The sequence below is a fragment of the Psychroserpens luteus genome, from assembly GCF_015319355.1.
Classification (GTDB): Bacteria; Bacteroidota; Bacteroidia; order Flavobacteriales; family Flavobacteriaceae; genus Psychroserpens; species Psychroserpens luteus.
The window spans coordinates 256,816-278,693 of the sequence record NZ_JADILU010000004.1; the positions used below are offsets into that span (position 1 = coordinate 256,816).

Annotated in this window: 24 protein-coding genes; 15 read left to right on the top strand and 9 right to left on the bottom strand. The window is 31.4% G+C overall.

The features are described 5' to 3' along the window. Positions 1 to 133 precede the first annotated feature (133 nt). Positions 134 to 697: a YdeI/OmpD-associated family protein gene (locus IM744_RS11005; RefSeq protein WP_194508192.1), complete on the top strand. Its 564-nt coding sequence runs from the start codon at positions 134 to 136 to the stop codon at positions 695 to 697. 163 nt (positions 698 to 860) lie between these two features. Here the strand turns inward: IM744_RS11005 and IM744_RS11010 are convergent, their stop codons facing one another. The 3 genes from IM744_RS11010 to IM744_RS11020 all read right to left on the bottom strand — a co-directional run bounded on the left by IM744_RS11010 (position 861) and on the right by IM744_RS11020 (position 4,256). Further along, complete coding sequence (locus IM744_RS11010) at positions 861 to 2,327, bottom strand: sigma 54-interacting transcriptional regulator (RefSeq protein WP_194508193.1); 1,467 nt, start codon at positions 2,325 to 2,327, stop codon at positions 861 to 863. 69 nt (positions 2,328 to 2,396) lie between these two features. Next, positions 2,397 to 3,524 (bottom strand): vWA domain-containing protein, encoded by a 1,128-nt coding sequence (locus tag IM744_RS11015; RefSeq protein WP_194508194.1) that lies wholly within the window; start codon positions 3,522 to 3,524, stop codon positions 2,397 to 2,399. Between the two features lie 54 nt (positions 3,525 to 3,578). Then, positions 3,579 to 4,256, bottom strand: coding sequence for a Crp/Fnr family transcriptional regulator (locus IM744_RS11020; protein WP_194508195.1), 678 nt, complete (start codon positions 4,254 to 4,256; stop codon positions 3,579 to 3,581). A 106-nt stretch (positions 4,257 to 4,362) separates the two neighbouring features. Between IM744_RS11020 and IM744_RS11025 the strand changes: the two genes are divergently transcribed. The 14 genes from IM744_RS11025 (at position 4,363) to IM744_RS11090 (ending at position 17,505) form a co-directional block, all read left to right on the top strand. Next, on the top strand, positions 4,363 to 6,735 hold the full coding sequence (locus IM744_RS11025) for a heavy metal translocating P-type ATPase (protein WP_194508196.1): 2,373 nt from the start codon (positions 4,363 to 4,365) through the stop codon (positions 6,733 to 6,735). 80 nt (positions 6,736 to 6,815) lie between these two features. Beyond that, positions 6,816 to 7,004 (top strand): cbb3-type cytochrome oxidase assembly protein CcoS, encoded by a 189-nt coding sequence (gene ccoS / locus IM744_RS11030; protein WP_194508197.1) that lies wholly within the window; start codon positions 6,816 to 6,818, stop codon positions 7,002 to 7,004. 6 nt (positions 7,005 to 7,010) lie between these two features. After that, positions 7,011 to 9,206 (top strand): cytochrome-c oxidase, cbb3-type subunit I, encoded by a 2,196-nt coding sequence (gene ccoN / locus IM744_RS11035; RefSeq protein WP_194508198.1) that lies wholly within the window; start codon positions 7,011 to 7,013, stop codon positions 9,204 to 9,206. A 6-nt stretch (positions 9,207 to 9,212) separates the two neighbouring features. Continuing rightward, positions 9,213 to 9,398: a CcoQ/FixQ family Cbb3-type cytochrome c oxidase assembly chaperone gene (locus IM744_RS11040; RefSeq protein WP_194508199.1), complete on the top strand. Its 186-nt coding sequence runs from the start codon at positions 9,213 to 9,215 to the stop codon at positions 9,396 to 9,398. Next, a complete protein-coding gene (locus tag IM744_RS11045; RefSeq protein WP_194508200.1) occupies positions 9,395 to 10,345 on the top strand; it encodes a cbb3-type cytochrome c oxidase N-terminal domain-containing protein in 951 nt (316 codons plus the stop codon). The genes IM744_RS11040 and IM744_RS11045 overlap by 4 nt, the downstream gene beginning before the upstream one ends. A 3-nt stretch (positions 10,346 to 10,348) precedes the next feature. After that, positions 10,349 to 11,773, top strand: a complete 1,425-nt coding sequence (gene ccoG / locus IM744_RS11050) for a cytochrome c oxidase accessory protein CcoG (RefSeq protein ID WP_194508201.1) — start codon at positions 10,349 to 10,351, stop codon at positions 11,771 to 11,773. Positions 11,774 to 11,851: 78 nt separating this feature from the next. Beyond that, positions 11,852 to 12,304, top strand: coding sequence for a FixH family protein (locus IM744_RS11055; protein WP_317175392.1), 453 nt, complete (start codon positions 11,852 to 11,854; stop codon positions 12,302 to 12,304). A gap of 9 nt (positions 12,305 to 12,313) precedes the next feature. Beyond that, a complete protein-coding gene (locus IM744_RS11060; protein WP_194508202.1) occupies positions 12,314 to 13,015 on the top strand; it encodes a sulfite exporter TauE/SafE family protein in 702 nt (233 codons plus the stop codon). 77 nt (positions 13,016 to 13,092) lie between these two features. After that, positions 13,093 to 13,512, top strand: coding sequence for a CBS domain-containing protein (locus tag IM744_RS11065; RefSeq protein ID WP_194508203.1), 420 nt, complete (start codon positions 13,093 to 13,095; stop codon positions 13,510 to 13,512). Positions 13,513 to 13,621: 109 nt separating this feature from the next. Next, positions 13,622 to 14,326, top strand: coding sequence for a purine-nucleoside phosphorylase (gene deoD / locus IM744_RS11070; RefSeq protein WP_194508204.1), 705 nt, complete (start codon positions 13,622 to 13,624; stop codon positions 14,324 to 14,326). Positions 14,327 to 14,405: 79 nt separating this feature from the next. Further along, a complete protein-coding gene (locus IM744_RS11075) occupies positions 14,406 to 14,840 on the top strand; it encodes an RrF2 family transcriptional regulator (RefSeq protein WP_194508205.1) in 435 nt (144 codons plus the stop codon). A gap of 133 nt (positions 14,841 to 14,973) precedes the next feature. Then, complete coding sequence (ric, locus tag IM744_RS11080; RefSeq protein ID WP_194508206.1) at positions 14,974 to 15,705, top strand: iron-sulfur cluster repair di-iron protein; 732 nt, start codon at positions 14,974 to 14,976, stop codon at positions 15,703 to 15,705. A 155-nt stretch (positions 15,706 to 15,860) separates the two neighbouring features. Further along, complete coding sequence (locus tag IM744_RS11085; RefSeq protein WP_194508207.1) at positions 15,861 to 17,093, top strand: hypothetical protein; 1,233 nt, start codon at positions 15,861 to 15,863, stop codon at positions 17,091 to 17,093. Further along, positions 17,044 to 17,505, top strand: coding sequence for a hemerythrin domain-containing protein (locus IM744_RS11090; RefSeq protein WP_194508208.1), 462 nt, complete (start codon positions 17,044 to 17,046; stop codon positions 17,503 to 17,505). Before IM744_RS11085 ends, IM744_RS11090 begins: the two co-directional genes overlap by 50 nt. A gap of 21 nt (positions 17,506 to 17,526) precedes the next feature. On the opposite strand, the gene IM744_RS11095 is transcribed toward IM744_RS11090, so the two are convergent. From IM744_RS11095 to IM744_RS11120, 6 genes are all read right to left on the bottom strand, one after another. After that, positions 17,527 to 17,913, bottom strand: coding sequence for a hypothetical protein (locus IM744_RS11095; protein ID WP_241738318.1), 387 nt, complete (start codon positions 17,911 to 17,913; stop codon positions 17,527 to 17,529). 87 nt (positions 17,914 to 18,000) lie between these two features. After that, entirely contained in the window at positions 18,001 to 18,783 is a 783-nt protein-coding gene (locus tag IM744_RS11100) for an ABC transporter permease (protein ID WP_194508210.1), read from the bottom strand. After that, positions 18,776 to 19,483 (bottom strand): ABC transporter ATP-binding protein, encoded by a 708-nt coding sequence (locus IM744_RS11105; RefSeq protein WP_194508211.1) that lies wholly within the window; start codon positions 19,481 to 19,483, stop codon positions 18,776 to 18,778. Before IM744_RS11105 ends, IM744_RS11100 begins: the two co-directional genes overlap by 8 nt. After that, positions 19,477 to 20,712 carry a nitrous oxide reductase family maturation protein NosD gene (locus IM744_RS11110; RefSeq protein ID WP_194508212.1) on the bottom strand — a complete coding sequence of 412 codons (1,236 nt, stop codon included), beginning with the start codon at positions 20,710 to 20,712 and terminating at the stop codon, positions 19,477 to 19,479. The genes IM744_RS11105 and IM744_RS11110 overlap by 7 nt, the downstream gene beginning before the upstream one ends. 4 nt (positions 20,713 to 20,716) lie before the next feature. After that, positions 20,717 to 21,154, bottom strand: coding sequence for a nitrous oxide reductase accessory protein NosL (locus tag IM744_RS11115; RefSeq protein WP_194508213.1), 438 nt, complete (start codon positions 21,152 to 21,154; stop codon positions 20,717 to 20,719). Between the two features lie 29 nt (positions 21,155 to 21,183). Further along, positions 21,184 to 21,801: a hypothetical protein gene (locus IM744_RS11120; RefSeq protein ID WP_194508214.1), complete on the bottom strand. Its 618-nt coding sequence runs from the start codon at positions 21,799 to 21,801 to the stop codon at positions 21,184 to 21,186. Positions 21,802 to 21,878: the final 77 nt, after the last annotated feature.

Here is a 21,878-nt window from a genome sequence, read left to right on the forward strand (position 1 = left end):
CTATTTTAATAAAAAAAAGTTTTCGATTAAGTGTAATCTTTAATTAAGATTTACACAATAAAATGTTGAAATTTCAGACAAAAAAAATCAACGTAAAACAATTAATAAAAAGATTAATCAATTAGTAAAAAATATGGAATTCTACTTTAAAACAGATATTGAATGGAGACAATGGCTCGAAGAAAACCATCTTTTTACAGATGGAATTTATTTAATATTCTATAAAGTAGAGAATGAAGAAGAATCCATGCGATGGGAAGATGCGGTAAAAGTCGCCTTGTGCTATGGCTGGATTGATTCTACGGTAAAAAGTTTAGGAAACGGAAAACGAAAGCAATATTTCTGCCAAAGAAATCCTAAAAGTGTTTGGAGTGCATTAAATAAAAGACACATTAAAGCACTTATGAGTGAAAATCTAATGCACGACAACGGACTCAATTCTATTAGAATTGCCAAACAAAATGGAAGTTGGACAGCATTAGACAATGTTGAAAAAGGTATTATTCCTGTAGAATTACAACAAGCTTTTGATAATAACTCAAGAGCTTTTGAAAACTATAATAATTTTGCACCTTCTTATAGAAAAAGTTACCTCTATTGGCTAAACCAAGCTAAACGAGATGCAACAAGGCAAAAAAGAATCGCAGAGATTATTAAACTCTGCGATGCTAATATTAAAAATAGAGATACAAGATGAACTCATTTTGAATTTTTATTTTTAACCGAAAATGAGTTAATATTTGCTCAGATGAGATACTTTTTGAAAAGCATAGTATTGCTATGAATAAAAAAAGTTACGAAATATGAGTGAATTTTAAACATTTTTTAGGAAACAGAAAAAGTCAAAATGAGTTCAATGATTATATTCCACTTATATAACTTCCATAAGGATCTTTAAACTGAATTCCTTCTGTAAAGCGATATTTACTCAATTGCTTAAATTCTACTAAAGCCCAAAGCACAAATTCTTTAATAAAATAGCTGTCCTCTCTATCTAAATTAGGTTGGTGCATTGCTAATAAATCATCTAAAGGAGAAACACTGTCTAATAAGGCTTTGTATTCTTTATCTCTTAAATCATCTAAGATTTCAAATCCTTCTTGTTGGTTAAAAAACCAAGACACAATATCATCATAAGGTGTATCTTCATCTTCTTTCTTTAATTTTTCTATCTTCGGAAAAAACTCAGGGAACAAACTTTTAACTGCTTCACCAATTAAATTATAAGCCACCATAGCTGCACCTTCTTGCTCACCTTCATAGACTAATTCTACTTTACCAGTAATTGACGGAATGATCCCAACAAAATCACTCAAACGCACCATTGTTTTATCATCTCCTGCTTTCAAAGCACGACGTTCTGCAGTACTCAATAAATTCTCTAAAGCAGTAATACTCAATCGAGCACTCACACCACTTTTTGCATCTATATATTCACTTTCTCTTGCTTCAAACACAATTTGCTCTAATAAATCTCTAGCCAAATCTGGAACCATTACCGTATCTTTTTGACTCACAACCAACTTAGATTCTTGCTCAGTAATTAAACGAGCAGTTTCAATATCTGAAGGATAGTGTGTTAAAATCTGACTTCCTATTCTGTCTTTTAAAGGTGTAACAATACTTCCTCTATTGGTATAATCTTCGGGATTTGCAGTAAAAATAAACTGAACATCTAAAGGCAGTCTCAATTTGAATCCGCGAATTTGAATATCACCTTCTTGCAAAATATTGAATAATGCGACTTGAATTCTCGCTTGTAAATCTGGCAACTCATTAATTACAAATATGCAACGGTTGGCTCTTGGTATCATTCCGTAGTGAATCACACGATCATCTGCATAACTCAATTTCAAATTGGCTGCTTTAATTGGATCTACATCACCAATAAGATCTGCAACAGTAACATCTGGAGTTGCTAACTTTTCAGCAAAGCGTTCGCTTCTGTGCATCCACGTAATTGGAGTTTCATCTCCTTTTTCAGCAATTAATTCTCTAGCAAAACGTGAAATTGGATTAAGAGGATCATCGTTAATCTCTGAACCTTCAACCACAGGAATATACTCATCCAATAAATTAAGCATCAAACGTGCTAAGCGTGTTTTTGCTTGTCCGCGAAGACCTAATAAATTAATATTATGTCTTGATAAAATGGCTCTTTCTAATTCAGGTATTACGGTATTCTCATAACCATGAACACCTTCAAAAGCGGTTTCTTTATTTTTTATTTTTTCTATTAGGTTCTCACGCAATTCATCTTTAATAGATTTTGATTGATAACCTTCTTTTTTTAATTCGCCTAATGTTTTTATTTTTTTTACTTCCATAGTCTTTTCAAAATCGAAAAATTGCTAAAGTGAAAATTTTTCACTTTTAACTTTTTCCTTATACTTATTTTATCCTTTAATTCTTTTTTTTCTATTCGTTTCGTAATCTTCAAAAATCATTTCACCTAATCCTTTCAAACCTGTGTAAAATGCTTTCCCTTGATTAGCTCTTGTAAATTCTTCAACAAATTGCGTCAAGTAAGGATCTTGAGCAATCATAAAAGTCGTAATTGGTATGTGTAACTTTCTAGCTTGACCTGCCATAGCATAACATTTATTAGTAATGTATGGATTTAATCCATTACTATCTTTATAATATTGACCATCTGGCAACTTCAAGCAACTTGGTTTACCATCGGTAATCATAAAAATCTGTTTATTAGTATTACGTTTTCTTCTTAGCAAATCCATAGCTAATTGCAAACCAGCAACTGTATTTGTATGATAAGGCCCAACTTTTAAATAGGGTAAATCCTTGATTTCTATTTGCCACGAGTCATTTCCGAAGACAATAATATCTAATGTATCTTTAGGGTAACGCGTGGTAATCAATTCTGCAAGAGCCATCGCAACTCGCTTTGCAGGAGTGATGCGATCTTCTCCATATAAAATCATACTATGACTAATATCAATCATTAACACAGTACTCATTTGAGATTTGTGCATTGTTTCTTCAACAACTAAATCATCTTCAGTTAAATTAAAATCACCAATCCCATGATTAATTTGAGCGTTACGAAGACTTTCGGTCATTGAGACTTTATCTAAAGCATCTCCAAATTGATAATTTCTAAAATCTCCTGTGTGCTCGTCTCCTATGCCCTGCCCTTTACTTTTGTGATTACCTTGACCACTTCGCTTTATTTTTCCGAAGATATGCTCTAAAGCTTGTTGCCTTATAGCACGTTCTGTTTTTGCAGTAATAGCCATACCTCCATTTCCATCTGGATCAATTTCTTCTTTGATATAGCCTTTTGTTTTGAGGTCTTCAATGAAATCGTCTATCGTATATTCTGCAGTCGTTAATTCATACTCTTTATCTAATTCTCGAAGCCAAGAAATAGCTTCATCAAAATCTCCAGAAGTGTGTGTAATTAACTCTTTAAAAATCTCGAAAAGCTTATCAAAAGGGGATTGATTAGGCGCTTCGTAAGGTTTAAAAACGAAGCCCTTTTTTAAATTATTAGTTTCTTTCATAGCAGTATAAAAATACGACTATTTCAATTCAATTATTATAAAGTTATTATAAAACTATTCGACAAGTTTTAATTTTTGAAGATTCTCAATCTTTATCTGTTTTCCTTGAGTACTAATCAAATGATCCTTTTTAAATTGAGATATAATTCTAATTGCAGATTCTGTTGCTGTACCAACAATATTAGCATAATCATCTCTAGACAAAACTAGATTTAAATAGCCCTTTTCATCTACACCAAACTCTTTCTCAACATATATTAGTACCTGAGCAACCCGTTGTTTTACACTTTTCTGAGCCATATCAATCAAATCTCCTTCAGCTCCTCTTAAATCTTTTGCTAAATTCTGGAGCACATCAAAAGAAAAGACTTGATTTTTCTGTAGAGGTTCAATAATCTGATCTTTTGGCACAAAGCATAATTCAATATCATTAAGCGCTATTGCACTCAAGTTAGTACGTTCATCAGATATTATGGATCGCTGCCCAAGAAGTTCACCTTTTCCTAACAATTTTACAGTTTGGTCATTACCATTAGCACTGAGTTTAGTCAATTTTGCAACTCCATGACGAACGCAAAATACGCCACTTAAAGATTCGCCTTCATCAAAAATAATATCGCCTTTTTTATAAAACTTGGTCGTTTTACAATCTGACACTCGTTTTAACTCCTCTTTAGTCAAAGACTTCATTGAGTTTAACTGTCTAGAAATACAATGTTCACACTTACTCATACCTGGGTTTTTGTACTTTTGTAAAAATAATTAAAACATGACAAATATCATATTTTAAAACTATCTGTTTTGTGACTTTTGTTACAGGTATAAATGAGCAAATAATATGGAACAAACTACTTGTTTCCACTGTGGTGATGATTGTAATGCAGCAATCATTCTCTATGATGAAAAAAACTTCTGTTGTAATGGCTGTAAGACGGTTTATGAGATTTTCTCAGAAAACGACTTAACGTGTTATTATGACTTACAAGCTTCTCCTGGTGCTATCCCAAAAGAGATTCAAGGTAAATATGATTTCTTGTCTCAAGATAATATTATTGAAAAATTAACCGAGTTTAATGATGGCAACACACAAATTGCGACATTATACATTCCGCATATTCACTGTAGCTCTTGCATTTGGATTCTTGAAAACCTCAACAAATTAAATCCAAATATTTCTTCGTCTCAAGTTAACTTTGGCAAAAAGAATATTCGTGTCACTTATAATCCTGAAAAAACATCATTAAAAGACGTTGTATTGTTATTAAGCACTATAGGTTATGAACCTTATATTTCTCTTGATGACTTTAAAACCGGACAACAAAACGTCAATAGAAGTCTTATTTACAAATTAGGAATTGCAGGATTTGCCTTTGGGAATGTCATGTTCTTGTCATTTCCAGAATATTTTCAGGTTGGAGAATTTTGGTTAGAACAATATAAACATTTGTTCCGTTGGTTAATGTTTGTCTTCTCTTTACCTGTCGTTTTTTATTCTGGAGCAGATTATTTTATCTCTGCATATAAAGGGTTACGATCCAAATTACTAAACATTGATGTCCCTATAGCTTTAGGTATCGCAGTTTTGTTTTTAAGAAGTACAGCTGAAATCATCTTTGATTTAGGCTCTGGATTTTTTGACAGTTTAACAGGTTTAGTCTTCTTTTTATTACTAGGTAAATTCTTTCAGCAAAAAACATATTCATTCCTTTCTTTTGAGCGTGATTATAAATCCTATTTCCCAATTGCAGTTACTATTATTTCTTCGGAAGGTATTGAAACTCCAATTCAAGTCTATGACATTAAAAAAGGAGATCGGTTACTCATTAGAAATGAAGAACTCATCCCAGTTGACGGAATCCTAATTAACGGAAAAGCACGAATTGACTACAGTTTTGTCACAGGAGAATCTGAAACCGTTAGTAAGATTTCTGGCGACAAACTCTTTGCTGGTGGCAAACAAACCTCTGGTGTTATTGAAATGGAAGCCATCAAATCTGTAGAGCAAAGTTACCTCACACAACTATGGAGTAATGATGTTTTTAGTAAAAACAAAGATGACGGTTTCACAACTTTAACCAATAAAATTAGCAAGAAATTTACAATTGCTGTGTTAAGTATTGCGGTTATTGCAACAACCTTTTGGCTTTTTGTAGATGCTTCTAAAGCTATGAATGTGTTCACAGCAGTGTTGATTATTGCTTGTCCTTGTGCAATTGCACTCTCTGCTCCTTTTACCTTCGGAAATTTGCTACGCATCTTCGGAAAATTAAAGTTTTACGTCAAAAATGCTTCTGTAATAGAACAGTTAGCTTCAATAAACACTATTATTTTTGACAAAACCGGAACCATAACATCTAATAAGAAAAGTACAGCGACATATGATGGGTTAGCACTTAATCCTTCCGAAGAAATATTACTTAAAAACACACTTCGTGGTTCTAACCACCCTTTAAGCAGAACGCTTTACGATATTTTGGATGAACATAATATCATTTCACTCAATCATTTTGAAGAACATTTAGGAAAAGGTATTGAAGCTACTCATAATGATAATCATATTAAAATTGGCTCTGCAAGTTTTGTTGGTGCTGGAGAAACTTCAATTCTAAACACACAAGTACATATTAGTACAAATAATGAATATAAAGGAAAATATACCTTTTATAACAGCTATAGAAAAGGACTTTCTAAACTCTTTAATAAACTTAAAAAACAATATGATTTAGTAATTCTATCTGGTGATAATGAAGGTGAATTTGAGAATCTCAAAAAGTTATTACCTTCAAAAACAAAACTAATTTTCAATCAAAAACCAGATGACAAGCTAGATTACATCAAATACCATCAAACTGAAGGCGCAAAAATTTTAATGATTGGTGACGGACTCAATGATGCTGGAGCCTTAGCACAGAGCAACGTAGGCATAGCATTATCAGAAAATGTAAATGTCTTTTCTCCAGCTTGCGATGCTATTTTAGATGCTTCAAAATTTAACCAGCTCGACAAATTTATAAGTGCTTCAAAAAGTGCTATTAAAATTATAAAATGGAGTTTTGTATTATCATTTGTTTATAACATAATAGGGTTGTATTTTGCAGTGACTGGACAATTGGCTCCAGTAATTGCTGCTATATTAATGCCTTTGAGTTCAATTAGCATTGTAATTTTTACTACTATAGCAACCAATCTATTAGGGAGAAAATTAGAATGATTAAAAATAACCAAACATGATAAAAATCATGTTTTAAGAATCTGTTCAAATGTAATTTTGAACCATAACTTCTAATAGGTATGAGTGTTATATATATTTTACTGAGTATCAGCATTATTGTTGCTGTTGTGTTTTTTATTGCATTTCTAACTGCAGTAAGAAAAGGACAGTTTGATGACAGCTATACACCTTCTGTTAGAATGCTTTTTGACGATGAACTCGTTAAAGAGCAACCAAAACCAACTATTAAAATCAAAAAGACTAATTAATTTACTATGGAAGTTCAACAGTTTCACTACGATAATAAAATCGTTAAAAATTTTCTCTATGCAACCATGTTTTGGGGAGTTGTAGGTATGTCAGTAGGTTTAATACTTGCATTCATGTTTTTATTCCCTAATATGACCAGCGGAATTTCCTGGTTAAGTTTTGGGCGTTTAAGACCATTACACACAAATGCTGTAATTTTTGCTTTTGTAGGAAATGCAATTTTTGCTGGTGTATATTATTCTACACAACGTTTGCTAAAGGCAAGAATGTTTAATGACACCTTAAGTAAAATAAATTTTTGGGGTTGGCAATTAATCATCGTTGGTGCAGCTATCACACTTCCTCTTGGTTATACATCATCAAAAGAATATGCCGAATTAGAATGGCCTTTTGATATCGCAATTGCTGTTATTTGGGTTGTTTTTGGATGGAACTTAATTGGAACTTTACTAAGACGTCGTCAACGTCATTTATATGTTGCTATTTGGTTTTACTTAGCAACATTTGTAACTGTAGCAGTACTTCATATTTTTAATAGTTTATCATTACCTGTTTCACTTACCGGAATGAAAAGTTATTCTGTTTACGCAGGTGTTCAAGATGCTTTAGTACAATGGTGGTATGGACATAATGCAGTAGCATTTTTCTTAACTACACCATTTTTAGGTTTGATGTACTACTTTGTACCAAAAGCTGCAAATAGACCTGTATACTCTTACAGACTATCTATTGTACACTTCTGGTCCTTGATATTCATATACATTTGGGCTGGACCTCACCATTTATTATATACTGCATTACCAGAATGGGCTCAAAACCTTGGTGTTGCATTCTCAATCATGCTATTAATGCCATCTTGGGGAGGAATGATCAACGGTCTATTGACACTTCGTGGTGCATGGGATAAAGTACGTACTGACCCTGTTTTAAAATTTATGGTTGTTGCAATTACTGGTTATGGTATGGCAACATTTGAAGGTCCAATGTTATCTCTAAAAAGTGTAAATGCCATGGCGCATTTCACAGATTGGATTATTGCACACGTTCACGTTGGAGCTTTGGCTTGGAATGGGTTTTTAACTTTTGGTATGATCTACTATCTAATACCAAAATTATTTAAAACAAAAATGTATTCTATTGGTCTAGCAAATCTTCACTTTTGGATTGGCACATTAGGAATCATCTTTTATGCACTACCAATGTATGTCGCAGGATTTACTCAATGGGCTATGTGGAAACAATTCAATCCAGATGGAACATTGGTTTATGGTAACTTCCTTGAAACTGTAACTGCAATTATGCCATTATATTGGATGCGTGCTATTGGAGGAACATTATTTATTACAGGTATGATTATTATGGTAGTAAATGTGATTATCACCATTATAAAAGGTAGCAAAGTAACAGATGAACTTGCAGAAGCTCCTGCACTTCAACGTGTCTCTAAAAGACGTGTTGCTGGTGAAGGATGGCACACTTGGTTAGAACGTAAGCCTGTTAAATTAACAATTTTTGCAACGATCGCTATTTTAATTGGTGGTATTGTTCAAATCGTTCCAACCATATTAGTTAAATCTAATATTCCAACAATTGCTAGTGTTAAACCGTATACACCTTTAGAATTAGAAGGTAGAGATATTTACATTAGAGAAGGTTGTGTTGGTTGTCACTCACAAATGGTAAGACCATTTAGAAATGAGGTAGAACGTTATGGCGAATATTCTAAAGCTGGTGAATTTGTTTATGATCATCCATTCCTTTGGGGAAGTAAACGAACAGGACCAGATTTACATCGAATTGGTGGAAAATATTCAGACAATTGGCACTTAAACCATATGTATGACCCACAAAGTACTTCGTCTGGTTCTATCATGCCTTCTTATCAATGGCTAGTGAGAGATGAACTTGATAAATCTCAAATCGAAGCTAAAATGAAAGTCATGGTTACCCTTGGAGTACCATATACAGATGAAGAGATTGCTAATGCACAAAACTCTATGGACGAGCAAGGCACTCAAATTGAGAAAAACCTTTATACAGATCCAGATTTTGCTTCATCATATGAAACTGATAAAGCTGCTGGTGGAGAAGCATTTATTGAAATGAGAAATAGAGAAATAGTGGCAGTAATTGCTTACTTACAACGTCTTGGTACAGATATTAAGGTTAAAGACGAAGACGTTACAACAACTCAAAACTAATTAATCATGTTAAAATTTGTAAAAAACCACATGGAAAGTATCACAGGAATAGAAATATATCCTATGATTTCCTTAATCATATTCTTCACTTTTTTTGTCATCTTATTTTGGTGGGTAATTACTGCTAAAAAAGACTACATCACGACTGTGAGTAATATTCCATTAGATAACCAAAACACTTCAGAACTATGAGAAATATACCATCATGGATAAGAATACCTGCTGTATTCTTTATCATCGTAGGACTTACAGAATATTTTATAGATTCTGGTGACAAACCTGCATTCATAGAACAACCACTAGTTGCATTATTCTTATTACTTGTCTTACTTATACTCATAGCAATAGAAAGTATTGTTGGAGCCTTAGACAATGTATTATACCAAAGCTTAGACACTGAAGCAAAAGCGAGATATGATGCAAAGCGAGATGCGCCTTCTAAACTAATCCAATGGATTAATAAGACGTATACTAAATCTTTAGGACAAAAACCTATAGAGCAAGAACATGTCATTATTTTGGATCACAATTACGATGGTATTAAAGAATTGGATAACGATTTACCACCTTGGTGGAAATATGGATTTTATGCCTCTATAGTTTTTGGCGTGTTTTATTTGACAAAATATCATGTATTTAATGGTGATAACCAAATTGATGAACTTCAAGCAGATATTGCTCAGGCAAAAATTGACATAGAAGAATATAAAAAAACTGCTAAAGATTTGGTAGATTTTAATACTGTAACAGTTTTAACAGATGCAAGTGATATCAATGCTGGAAAAGCCATATTTGAAACCAATTGTGCAGCTTGTCATAAAGCAGATGGTGGTGGTGGAATTGGTCCAAACCTAACCGATAAATATTGGATTTTAGGTGGAGGAATCAAAAATGTATTTAAAACAATCTCTGAAGGCGGTCGTGATGGAAAAGGAATGATCTCATGGAAACAAAGTTTGAAACCTGCGGAAATGGCTCAAGTTGCAAGTTATGTTTTACAATTTGAAGGTACTACTCCTGCTGAACCAAAAGCACCTGATGGTGATATTTGGGTTAGTGAAAATGCACCTACTCAAGATATACCTACGAAAGCGATAGAAGGAAAAACAGACTCTGTTATTACAATAGAAGAAAATTAAATCATGGAAACACCCAAAAACGAAACTTTTAGAGATTCTATTGGTACACTTACCGAAGATGGAAAACGTGCTTGGGTCTATCCAAAAAAACCAAGTGGTCGCTATTACGAAAAGCGAAAAATTGTAAGCTATGGTCTAATAGCGTTTTTATTTATTGCTCCATTTATCAAAGTTGGTGGCAATCAATTTTTAATGTTCAATGTATTAGAACGTCGTTTTAATATTTTTGGTTTTCCATTTTGGCCACAAGATTTTTACCTTTTTGTGATTTCAATGTTGATTGGTGTTATTTTCATCGCTCTTTTTACAGTAGCTTTTGGACGTATTTTCTGCGGATGGATTTGTCCGCAAACCATATTCATGGAAATGGTTTTTAGAAGAATCGAATATTGGATTGATGGTGATAGAAACAAACAACGCAAATTAGATAGACAAAAATGGGATGCAGAAAAAATTAGAAAACGCCTTTTAAAATGGTTTATCTTTTTAGTCATTTCGTTTCTTATTGCGAATGTCTTTTTGGCGTATTTAATTGGAAGTGACAAACTCATTAAATACATAACAGAAGGTCCTTTCGCTCACACAGGAACACTCATTCCGCTTATTATATTTACAGCAGTTTTTTATTTTGTGTTTGCATGGTTTAGAGAGCAAGTGTGTATTATTGCTTGTCCTTATGGTAGATTGCAAGGCGTTCTTTTAGATAACAAATCTATCATTGTTGCTTATGATCATAAACGTGGTGAAGCTGAGAATGGACGAAAAAAATTCAGAAAAAATGAAGATAGAGAAGCTCTTGGTCATGGAGATTGCATTGATTGTTTACAATGTGTAAATGTTTGTCCAACAGGAATTGATATTAGAAACGGTACGCAATTAGAATGTGTAAACTGTACAGCTTGTATAGATGAATGCGATCATATTATGGATAGCATTGACCTTCCAAAAGGATTGATTAGATATGCAAGTGAAGATGAAATAGAAAACAAAAAGAAATTTGAATTCTCACCTAGATTAAAAGGTTATACAGCAGTTTTAGTTATATTAATTGGTGTACTATCAGGTTTACTTTTATTAAGAACAGATGTTGAAGCAAGAGTATTAAGGCTTCCTGGCCAATTATATGAGCATAAAGAAGGTAACATTATTAGTAATGTATTTACCTATAAATTGATTAACAAAACCACAGATACTATAAGTGATGTAAGCTTTAAATTACGAAAGTACAAAGGTGAAATCAAATTGGTATCTACGTCTAATAATTTTGAAGTACCAGCTCAAGGCGCTGCCGAAGGCACATTATTTATAGAAATCGACAAGAGTGAACTTTCTGGTGATAAAAACAAATTAATGATTGAGGTTTATAGCAAAGATGAATTGATTGAAACCACAACTGTTAACTTTTTAGGACCAAGAAGTTATAACTAAATTATCTTACAAGATTTTGAAATCTTGTAGATATGAAACAAAATAATAGTTTAACGAATAGACACCCATTTTTGGGCAATGATTATGAAATTTAATTGGGGAACAGGTATTGTCATCGCATTTATAGCTTTTATTAGTTTTATTATGTATTTCGTTATCAACATGAATATGTCAGATAAATATGATACATCTTTAGTAAGAGAAGATTATTATGAAGCAGAATTAGAACTACAAAACGATATCGATAAAGAAAACAATTCTAAAACTTTAGAATCTAACCTGTCATGGAAACGTACAGATAAGGGTTTAGAAATTTCGTTTCCCGAATCTTTAGATACAGATAAAATCACTGGAAAAGTGTTCCTATATAGGCCATCTAATAAACAAGTTGACTTTGAAACTGCAATTTCATTGTCTAACCAAAATTTGCTCATACCTGACAAACGTTTATTGGATGGTCGTTGGAACATTAGAGTAGATTGGCAATATAATGGAAAATCATATCTCTACAAAAAAGAGATTACATATTAAAATAAAAAAATGCTTTGGTCTGCGCTGTTATTTGGTCTTTTAGGAAGTTTTCACTGCGTAGGCATGTGTGGTCCTATCGCCTTTATGTTACCCGTAGATAGAAGTAATTCTGCAAAAAAAGTATTTCAGATTTTTTCTTATCACTTCGGAAGATTACTCGCTTACTCCATAATAGGTCTCGTTTTTGGGTTAGTAGGTAAAAGTTTATATCTCTTCGGAATACAACAGCAACTCTCAATTATTATCGGAATTTTAATGATCGTAGTTGTCTTGATTCCGGTTCAGACCTTTAATAAATACAACTTCTCAAAACCTTTATATAGGCTCATTTCCAAAGTAAAAACATCTTTAGGAAAATCTTTAAAAAAGAAAACTGCAGATACATTTTTAACTATAGGATTCCTTAATGGATTTCTCCCTTGCGGATTAGTATACATGGCAGTTTTTGCTTCTATGACAATGCAAAATGCTTTTCAAGGCAGTCTCTATATGTCACTCTTTGGTTTAGGAACAATACCTTTAATGACCACTGCTATTTATCTTGGCAAATTTTTAAATAGTACTATAAAACAACGTATTCAAAAAGCAATTCCTGTATTTGTTGTTATTATAGGACTATTATTTATAATTCGTGGTATGGGATTAGGGATTCCTTACTTATCTCCTGCTCCAATTATAGAAATTTCTTCTAGTGAAATAGACTGTCATTAACTTTTGTAACTGACATTAATCATAGTTTTTAAATATTGTTCGTGCTAACTTTACTATAGAATTTAAAACCTAAGTATATGAAAAAAAGAACACCAATTTCTGCAATAATGACAACAGATGTTATCACTCTAAATCATTCAGATAATCTAGAAATAGCAGAATCGCTTTTCAAAAAAAATAAAATTCGTCATATTCCAGTTGTAAGTGGCGACGAAATAATAGGTATGTTAAGCTATACAGATTTATTAAGAATTAGTTTTGCTGATGCCATAGATGAGGAAGAACAAGATGTAGACACTGTAGTTTATAATATGTTTACCATTGAGCAAGTAATGGCTAAAAATCTTATTAGCGTAAATTCTAATTCTACAATAAAAGAAGTTGCAGAAGTACTTTCTAAAAAAGAATTTCATGCATTGCCAGTAATAGACGATAATAAATTGGTTGGTATTGTAACAACAACAGATTTAATAAATTATTTGATTGAACAGTTTTAGTATATCATCATTAAAACAATAAATCCTGAAAGATTTCTTTCAGGATTTGTTTTTTAATTATCTTAAACACCTAAATATAAGTATTACGAACTAATAATATTAAAATATAATGAGTACACATATTGAAGCAAAAAAAGGAGACATAGCAGACACTGTTTTATTACCTGGAGATCCAATGAGAGCTAAATGGATTGCAGAAACATTTTTTGACACACCTACATTATATAATGATGTTAGAGGTATGTTGGGATACACAGGTACTTATAAAGGAAAACGTGTTTCAGTTCAAGGTACAGGTATGGGTATTCCTTCTTGTTTGATTTACTGTCATGAACTCATAAATAACTATGGTGTAAAAAATTTAATTAGAGTAGGATCTGCTGGTTCTTATCAAAAACACGTAAAAATTAGAGACGTTGTTTTAGCAATGTCTGCATCATCAACTTCAGGTATTAATAATTCTCGATTTATAAATGCAGATTATGCTCCTACAGCAAATTTTGACTTATTTATGCAAGCAGCCTCATATGCTAAAGCAAATAATATTTCAGTAAAAGCTGGTAATGTACTATCATCTGACGAGTTTTACGAAGACGACTTTAATTCATATAAAAAATGGGCAGATTTTGGAGTGCTTTGTGTAGAAATGGAAACTGCTGGTTTATACACAATTGCAGCCAAATACAATGTAAATGCACTCTCAATTTTAACAATTTCAGATTCTTTAGTTTCGAAAAAATCACTTTCAGCAGATGATCGTGAATCTACATTTAAGACCATGATAGAAATTGCTTTAAATATTAATAATGATTAAATTATAACAAAAATTTAATTAAGATAGATCTATCCGCATTAAAAAAAACACTATTTTTATAGTATAAAAACACATAGACATGTTTTCTAAAGCTTGTGAATATGGCATAAGAGCCTCTATATTTATTGCGAAAAATTCGTATGACGGGAAACGTGTATCTCCTAAGAAAATTTCAGAAGAAATAAACTCACCTCAGGCTTTTACTGCGAAGATATTACAAGTTTTAGTGAAGCATGATATTATAAAATCTGTGAAAGGAGCTTATGGTGGTTTTGAGATTGATAAAAAACATATTGCTACTATTAAATTATCTCAAATTGTTGAAGCGATTGATGGAGACAATATTTATAAAAGTTGTGGATTGGGATTAAAAAAATGCAATGATAAACATCCTTGTCCAGTACATGATAAGTTCATAAGCATAAGAGAAGGGCTTAAAACTATGTTAGAAAACACAAATCTAGAAGAATTAGCGCTTGACATCAAAACTGGTGTTTCATTTTTAAAAACCTAAAACACAACCAAACATTAAGATCCCAATATAAAATTGGGATGAGTTCAACCTTCAATTTTCAAATTGAAAATTGAGTTTCACTTAAAAAAATTTAAATTTAAATAGGATAAATTTGTCCGAAATAAAAATAATCATGGAAACAATACTTAATAACACCCAAAAACAAATTGGAGAATTTGTTGCAGACGATTTTAGAACAGCAGCTGTTTTTGCAAAACACAAAATAGATTTTTGCTGTAACGGAAACAGATCTATACAAGAAGCTTGCGAAAAAAAAGGGATTGATAGCACTCTAGTTATTGAAGAACTAGAAGCTGTTTTAAATACCTCATCAAATCAATCTATAGATTACAAATCTTGGCCTTTAGATTTGTTGGTAGAATACATCGAAAAAAAGCATCATAGATATGTTGAAGAAAAGATACCTGTGTTACGTCAGTTTTTAGACAAACTGTGTCGCGTTCATGGAGAACGCCATCCAGAGCTTTTTAAAATAAATGAATTGTTTACTGCTTCGGCTGGTGAATTAACTGCTCATATGAAAAAAGAGGAACTCATACTTTTCCCTTTCATTAAAAAAATGGTCAAAGCTAATTTAGATCATGGAGCAGTAGAATCTCCACAATTTAAAACCGTTGAAAACCCAATCGCAATGATGATGGAAGAGCACGATAATGAAGGTGAACGTTTTAGACAAATTGCAGAACTTACTGATGATTACAATCCGCCTTCAGATGCTTGTAACACCTATAAAGTCACATTTGCTATGCTAGATGAATTTGAAAAAGATTTACATTTACATATCCATTTAGAAAACAACATCCTATTTCCTGAAGCCATAAAATTGGAGAAATTATTTAGCTAACAATTGGTTTTAAGCTGAAGTTACACTTCCTTTGAGTTACTTAACCTACTATAATTACTGTTTTTTTTTCGAAAAAAAAACATAGAAATTGTATAAAGAGACTCAGGGAAGTTTTCTTTTAAAACCATTAATTGACCAATAGAAACTAATTTATAATGCAAAAAAAACTTGTCATTGTTTGTCTCCTAAATTTTTTAGTTGCTGCACTTATGGGATTAGCATTGCGGTTTTCATTTATTCAATCCATAGAAATAAATTATCGTTTCTTAACGCATGCACATTCTCATGTCGCTATGTTGGGATGGGTTTATTTAATACTTTTTGTATTAATTGTACACTATTTTGTACCAAAACGAAAACCCATTTATCAAAGATTATTTTGGCTTACCCAATTTGCGGTTGTTGGTATGATGATAAGTTTCCCTTTTCAAGGTTATGCAGTAATTTCAATTTCATTTTCAACATTACATATTCTATGTAGCTACGCTTTTGTGTATCTTATTTGGAAACATCATAAAACTAAATCTCAAGCCACTTCCAAATTATTAAGACTTGCGCTTGTATTTATGCTAATTTCTACACTTGGCGTTTGGTGTTTAGGACCAGCTGTGTCTATGCTTGGTCAAGCATCTGCATTTTATCAAATTGCGATACAATTCTTCTTACATTTTCAATTTAATGGTTGGTTCTTAATAGCTGTTATTGCTGTTTTATTTCATTTGTTTAACATAGACGATTCTAATCAATTTAGATTGTTTTTTAAATTATTAATAACGTCTACCATTTTAACCTTAGCCTTACCAATTCAATGGTTTGCACCTCACACCATTTTATTATATCTTAATGCCATTGGTATTATTTTACAATTGGCTACTCTATATGTTTTTTTAAAACTCATTAAACCTAAAAAGCAACTCATACGCAATCAAAATTCTAAATTAACAGTCTATTTATATAGCTTCGCTATTGTTTGCTTTATATTAAAATCAATTGTTCAATCGCTCTCAATACTACCAGAATTTGCAGAAGTAGTTTATACACATCATAATTTTGTAATTGGGTTTATTCATTTACTCATGTTAGGAGTTATTACTGGGTTTTTATTTGCTTTCATACTAAATACTAAACTCATTTCCTATAACAGAACACTTCATACAGCAGTTTTCAGTTTTCTTTTAGGGTTTGTGTCTACAGAAATTTTATTACTTATTCAAGGTGTTAATTTTTACTTCGGAAATGGAATATTACCAAACTACTACGTCTTACTTTTTATAAGCAGTATATTCTTACCATTAGGAATTTCACTCTTACTTATTAATATTTTAAACACAAAAACACATGAGTCCAGAACCACAAAAACGACACAAAGCTTTACAACCATTAAGTAGAGAACATCATCATGGATTATTATTATCCTGGAAGATAAGAACTGGTTTTAAGAAAAACATTGAACCAAAACGAATACGAATTTATGCAAATTGGTTTTTTGAACATCACCTCATACCACACTTTGAAATCGAAGAAGCACATATATTTTCTATTTTAGAAGAAGAAAATGACCTGACAAAAAAAGCTTTAGCAGATCACAGACGTATAAAACGCTTATTTTCCGAAGAAAATGAAGATTCAAAAACGTTGAGTAGAATCGAAGAAGAACTAGAACAACACATTAGATTTGAAGAGCGCATTTTATTTCCAGAAATACAAAAGGTTGCTACAGATGCTCAAATGCTTGAAATAGAAAAAATTCATCAACCAGAATCTTTTGAAGATAATCTAGAAGATGAATTTTGGATGTAATATGTACTGTAAAAGAAAAGTCTATTTTATTTTAAAAAATTTGAAATAAGCATCAACTAACTGTTCTAAATTATGAAGTGCAGCTTGAGTTTTTTGTTCATCCTCTTCCTCTTTTAAAATTGAAATTTCATCAAGCATAGGTACTAAAACCACATGTAATTGGTCATGTGGCTCTCCTTTCATACTACAATGTTTTATAATGTAGCTTGTTTGCTTTGAAAGATTATTCCCTAAAGTTTTATATGTGGTTTGGTTACCTGATTTAAATGCTGAAATAATAGAATCCATTTTTAAAACGCCTTCATGTGTTTCTACATTAGCAATCCATTTTTTATCAACATTAAGTTTAATTGATAACGTATCTATTATTGAAATTGCTTCATTACTAGAATCCTGATTTGAATTCAACTTTTTAGTTTCGCTTTTACAACTAATTATAAAAATTAGTAAGCATATAGTTATTAAAAACCTATTCATAATTAAAAATTAAGTGTATTAAAAATCTTTCTTTTTCGATTTAAAGACAATTCGTAAAACTGGCATAACCACCCAAAAAGTTAACATCACAAAAGATACTATTAGTCCAAAACTTGTTCCGAAGAATTGTTTAAAAACAGCTCCTGTATATCCTAATAATGCTGAAATATCTAACTTTAAAAGAATTAAAGTTCGAGATAAATCAATAGGATTTAACATGGTGCCAATTAATGATAGTTTATCTAAAGGGTAATCTTCAAACATGATTAAGGTCATTAAAAACAAGCCATCATAAATAACTGCAAGAAATAGCCAAAGCAAGATGGCATAACCAAAGCCTTTAATTTTATTTTCGTTTGAGAGCGCAATATTAAAGGCCAATGCTGTAAAAATTAAAGTTAAAAAAGTTCCTGTAATTAGTAATAACGAAAAGTCCCAAATAGCACTACTTTCAAACAAACCATAAAACACAAACGGAATCCCTAAACCTAAAATTAAACTCATAGAAAGTGATAAAGCAACACCCAAATATTGTCCTAAAAATATAGACGAGCGTTTTATAGGTTGTGCTAATAGTAGCTCTGTAAATTCTTGCGAATTATAATAGTACATGACTCCAAAAATAGTCCCAATTAATGGTACTAAAACAATAATGACGTTCATTAAAGTAATTACTGCTTTAGATAAATCATTATTTAAAAATAATAATACAATACCTAACAATAAATAAAATGCGAAATAGACGTAACTCCAACGACTACGCATTAAGTCGTAAAAACTATATTTTAATATTTTAAGCATGATTATCTGTTAATATAGACGCAATTGCATGTTCGAAATCGGGTTGATTGGTCTTGGTTTTTAATTCTGAAATTGGCCCTTTAAAGTAAATTTTTCCTTCTAAAATAAATACAATTTCATCTGATATTTCTTCCACAAAACTCATAATGTGCGAGGTTATGAGTATGGTTTTTCCTTTAGCTTTTTCTGCTTTTATTAAATCTTTTAAGCGTATTAATGATATTGGATCTAAACCTGTTGTAGGTTCGTCTAAAATAACTAACGGACTATCAAACATAAAGGTTAACACAAGGTTTACTTTCTGTTTTGTTCCTCCGGATAGGTTTCCTAATTTTTTATCTAAAAAAGGTTCTAATCTAAATAGTTCAATTAAACGCTGATCTTCATCTGTAGGCTTACGTAAGTCTTTAATCATTTTGATTAATTCCTTTACCCGAAGATTGCTAGGAAAGTTAGCTATTTGTGGCAAATAGTCAATTTTATGTCTGTACTCTGAGTTTTTCTTAATGTTTTCACCAAGTACAGTTATATCTCCTTTATTAGGAATAACCATTCCTAAAACAGATTTAATTAACGTTGTTTTACCAGAGCCATTTGGTCCTAGAATAGCAAAAATCCCACCTTCACTTATATTTAAGTCTACACCACTTAGCACTTGATTTTTACCAAATTTTTTATGTAAATTTTGAATGGTTACCATGTTATTTTTTTAATTAGTGGATTGTTATCTAGTAAATCATCTGGTGTAAATACTGGTGATACTTTTTCAGAAAAATCAATAATATCTATAAACATACTACGCAATAAAATAATGGTTTCTGGAGTACGATTTACAATGTAAGAAAACAGCTTCACTGGTCTGTAAGGCACATCTCCTATTCCATTTTTATCTAAATCGTAACCTGTATAATTGCTCCAATAGTTTTTATCAAAAACATTATCATTTACATTACTATTGTAAGCAATATCAAAAGAATTATATAAAAAATTATTTTCTGTAAACGTATTGGCATAACATGCTCCTTTTACTTTAATTGCCCAACCATTATTTGAAAAATTATTGTGTTTATAAATGATTCGGTTAGATCCTTCTATGTTAATACCAATAGTATTATCTTCAAAAGTGTTCCCAATTATTTCGGCATCATTAATTTCTTTGAGTAACATACCATAAGATGCAGTTCCCCAATTCTCTTTAAAGGTATTATTATACATTTTAATTTTCTTAGAAAACATGACTGCTACTCCTGCTCCATTATTTTCAAAAGTATTGTCTTGATATATATCATCATTAGAAAACATAAAATGTAAGCCATAGCGTATATTTAAAGCGCTAACATTGTTTTTTATTAGACAATTATCTGAGAATTCTAAGTAAATTCCGTCTCTAACATGCTCCACATAATTTTGTTCAATTTGAATGTTATTGCTATACCATAATTGAATCCCATTTCCGGAGTTATACTCCTCTAAGGCATCACCAATAATCTTATTATGAAATACTTTTCCGTCTTTGGATTTCTCGATATATATTCCGAAGAAAAGCTTTTCTAAAACTAAATTTTGAATCACAAAATTTTTGCTTCGTCTAACTCTTATTGCAGCATAATCTTCAGTGTAACTTGTACCAACATTAATTATAAATAAACCATCTACAGTAACATCATCTGCAGTTATTGTTATAATTTCTCCTTTTAACTCACCATCAATGACTGGGTAGTTTTCTCCAATTATTGTTAAAGGTTTATCTACTATAATAGAATGCTCTTTGTAAGTTCCTTTTTTTACAACAATAGTATCAAACTCTTTAGCTTGGCTAATAGCGTCTTTTAAAGTTGAAATAGGACATGTTTTACAAACCTCTATCGTTTGGGCGACACTTGTACTAGCTAGTAAAATAGCTAACAAAAACAGACTTAGATTTCTCATGAGACTAGTTATTTAAATGCGCTAGTAACTCTGTCCAAGAATATAGTTCGCCACCTTTTTCTGCTTGTACTTTTTCAGCATCAATTTTATCTTTAAAAGCTGATAAAAATGCTCCCATTGGACTCGAAATGTTTTTACTAATTAAGAATGTTGCTTTGGTAGCATCAATTAGCTCTTCTGGTTTTGTGTAGTTATTTGATAAATATAATGCTATTTCAGAAGTATCAAATTCATTCATGAAATTGACCATACACTCAGTTGCATCAAACTTATAGACTTTTCCTTTTTTAGTTACAATTTCTGCTGCATGAACTTTATCTACGATAGTCATTTTACAGAAATGACAACCATCATTACCATAATCTATGGGTTTTGGTGACACATTACAGCTTATAAAAATTAGCAGTAATATGAGTAGTGAATAGTGTTTTAGTGTTTTCATTTTTTTAGTGTTTTGAAAATATAAAATTACTATGTTATTTTCTTCAAACTCGTTTTTCGGCCTAACCAAAAAGCGACAAGCGTTAAAGACATTCCTACAAACATAAGATATCCTCCTTTATGTGGTAATGAAGTAACATCAAAGTTTAATAGTTTCTTAAAACCAATTAATGGTGGCTTGTATGACATTGGTGTACCATCTGGATTGGTAACTTTTATAATAGCATGTGGATCTAGATTACCACCATAATCTGCTAACCAATTATTAAAATCGTACATACCTAATACACCCAATATAGACATTAAAACAAACCAACCAATAAAATATTTATAAGTTACTTTGTCAAAGTAACCTAGTAGGCCAATAATAACCCCTAACATAGCCATTCCAAATATCACCTTTGGAAACATTGAGAATTCCCACATTTCTTCAGCTTTTGGTATGGTTTTCATACCTATGTAGTGGTTTAATCCATCAATATTTTGCAAATCAAATTCTGAAACGCCTTTAATACCATCAATATAAATATTCATCCCTAAAGGATCTGGATATTGAGGTGCTCCAAGCATAATGTTCCATAATGGAAATTTAAAAAGCCCTAATAACAGTAATGAACCTATAATCATTATAATGCTAGCCTTTTTCATGGTATTTAATATTTAATATAATATATTCAGTGAGGTTTCTGTGTAAACAGAATAAAGTGTTTTAAAAAGAAAGGCGA

Bases quoted from the DNA above. Each gene is read 5' to 3' on its own strand.
- IM744_RS11010 (WP_194508193.1), bottom strand. From the start codon at position 2,327: ATGGAAGTAAAAAAAATAAAAACATTAGGCGAATTAAAAAAAGAAGGT.
- IM744_RS11020 (WP_194508195.1), bottom strand. From the start codon at position 4,256: ATGAGTAAGTGTGAACATTGTATTTCTAGACAGTTAAACTCAATGAAG.
- deoD (WP_194508204.1), top strand. From the start codon at position 13,622: ATGAGTACACATATTGAAGCAAAAAAAGGAGACATAGCAGACACTGTT.
- IM744_RS11115 (WP_194508213.1), bottom strand. From the start codon at position 21,154: ATGAAAACACTAAAACACTATTCACTACTCATATTACTGCTAATTTTT.
- ric (WP_194508206.1), top strand. From the start codon at position 14,974: ATGGAAACAATACTTAATAACACCCAAAAACAAATTGGAGAATTTGTT.
- IM744_RS11055 (WP_317175392.1), top strand. From the start codon at position 11,852: ATGATTATGAAATTTAATTGGGGAACAGGTATTGTCATCGCATTTATA.
- IM744_RS11085 (WP_194508207.1), top strand. From the start codon at position 15,861: ATGCAAAAAAAACTTGTCATTGTTTGTCTCCTAAATTTTTTAGTTGCT.
- IM744_RS11090 (WP_194508208.1), top strand. From the start codon at position 17,044: ATGAGTCCAGAACCACAAAAACGACACAAAGCTTTACAACCATTAAGT.
- ccoS (WP_194508197.1), top strand. From the start codon at position 6,816: ATGAGTGTTATATATATTTTACTGAGTATCAGCATTATTGTTGCTGTT.
- IM744_RS11110 (WP_194508212.1), bottom strand. From the start codon at position 20,712: ATGAGAAATCTAAGTCTGTTTTTGTTAGCTATTTTACTAGCTAGTACA.
- ccoG (WP_194508201.1), top strand. From the start codon at position 10,349: ATGGAAACACCCAAAAACGAAACTTTTAGAGATTCTATTGGTACACTT.
- IM744_RS11045 (WP_194508200.1), top strand. From the start codon at position 9,395: ATGAGAAATATACCATCATGGATAAGAATACCTGCTGTATTCTTTATC.
- IM744_RS11100 (WP_194508210.1), bottom strand. From the start codon at position 18,783: ATGCTTAAAATATTAAAATATAGTTTTTACGACTTAATGCGTAGTCGT.
- IM744_RS11060 (WP_194508202.1), top strand. From the start codon at position 12,314: ATGCTTTGGTCTGCGCTGTTATTTGGTCTTTTAGGAAGTTTTCACTGC.
- IM744_RS11025 (WP_194508196.1), top strand. From the start codon at position 4,363: ATGGAACAAACTACTTGTTTCCACTGTGGTGATGATTGTAATGCAGCA.
- IM744_RS11005 (WP_194508192.1), top strand. From the start codon at position 134: ATGGAATTCTACTTTAAAACAGATATTGAATGGAGACAATGGCTCGAA.
- IM744_RS11040 (WP_194508199.1), top strand. From the start codon at position 9,213: ATGTTAAAATTTGTAAAAAACCACATGGAAAGTATCACAGGAATAGAA.
- IM744_RS11120 (WP_194508214.1), bottom strand. From the start codon at position 21,801: ATGAAAAAGGCTAGCATTATAATGATTATAGGTTCATTACTGTTATTA.
- IM744_RS11065 (WP_194508203.1), top strand. From the start codon at position 13,093: ATGAAAAAAAGAACACCAATTTCTGCAATAATGACAACAGATGTTATC.
- IM744_RS11015 (WP_194508194.1), bottom strand. From the start codon at position 3,524: ATGAAAGAAACTAATAATTTAAAAAAGGGCTTCGTTTTTAAACCTTAC.
- IM744_RS11075 (WP_194508205.1), top strand. From the start codon at position 14,406: ATGTTTTCTAAAGCTTGTGAATATGGCATAAGAGCCTCTATATTTATT.
- ccoN (WP_194508198.1), top strand. From the start codon at position 7,011: ATGGAAGTTCAACAGTTTCACTACGATAATAAAATCGTTAAAAATTTT.
- IM744_RS11105 (WP_194508211.1), bottom strand. From the start codon at position 19,483: ATGGTAACCATTCAAAATTTACATAAAAAATTTGGTAAAAATCAAGTG.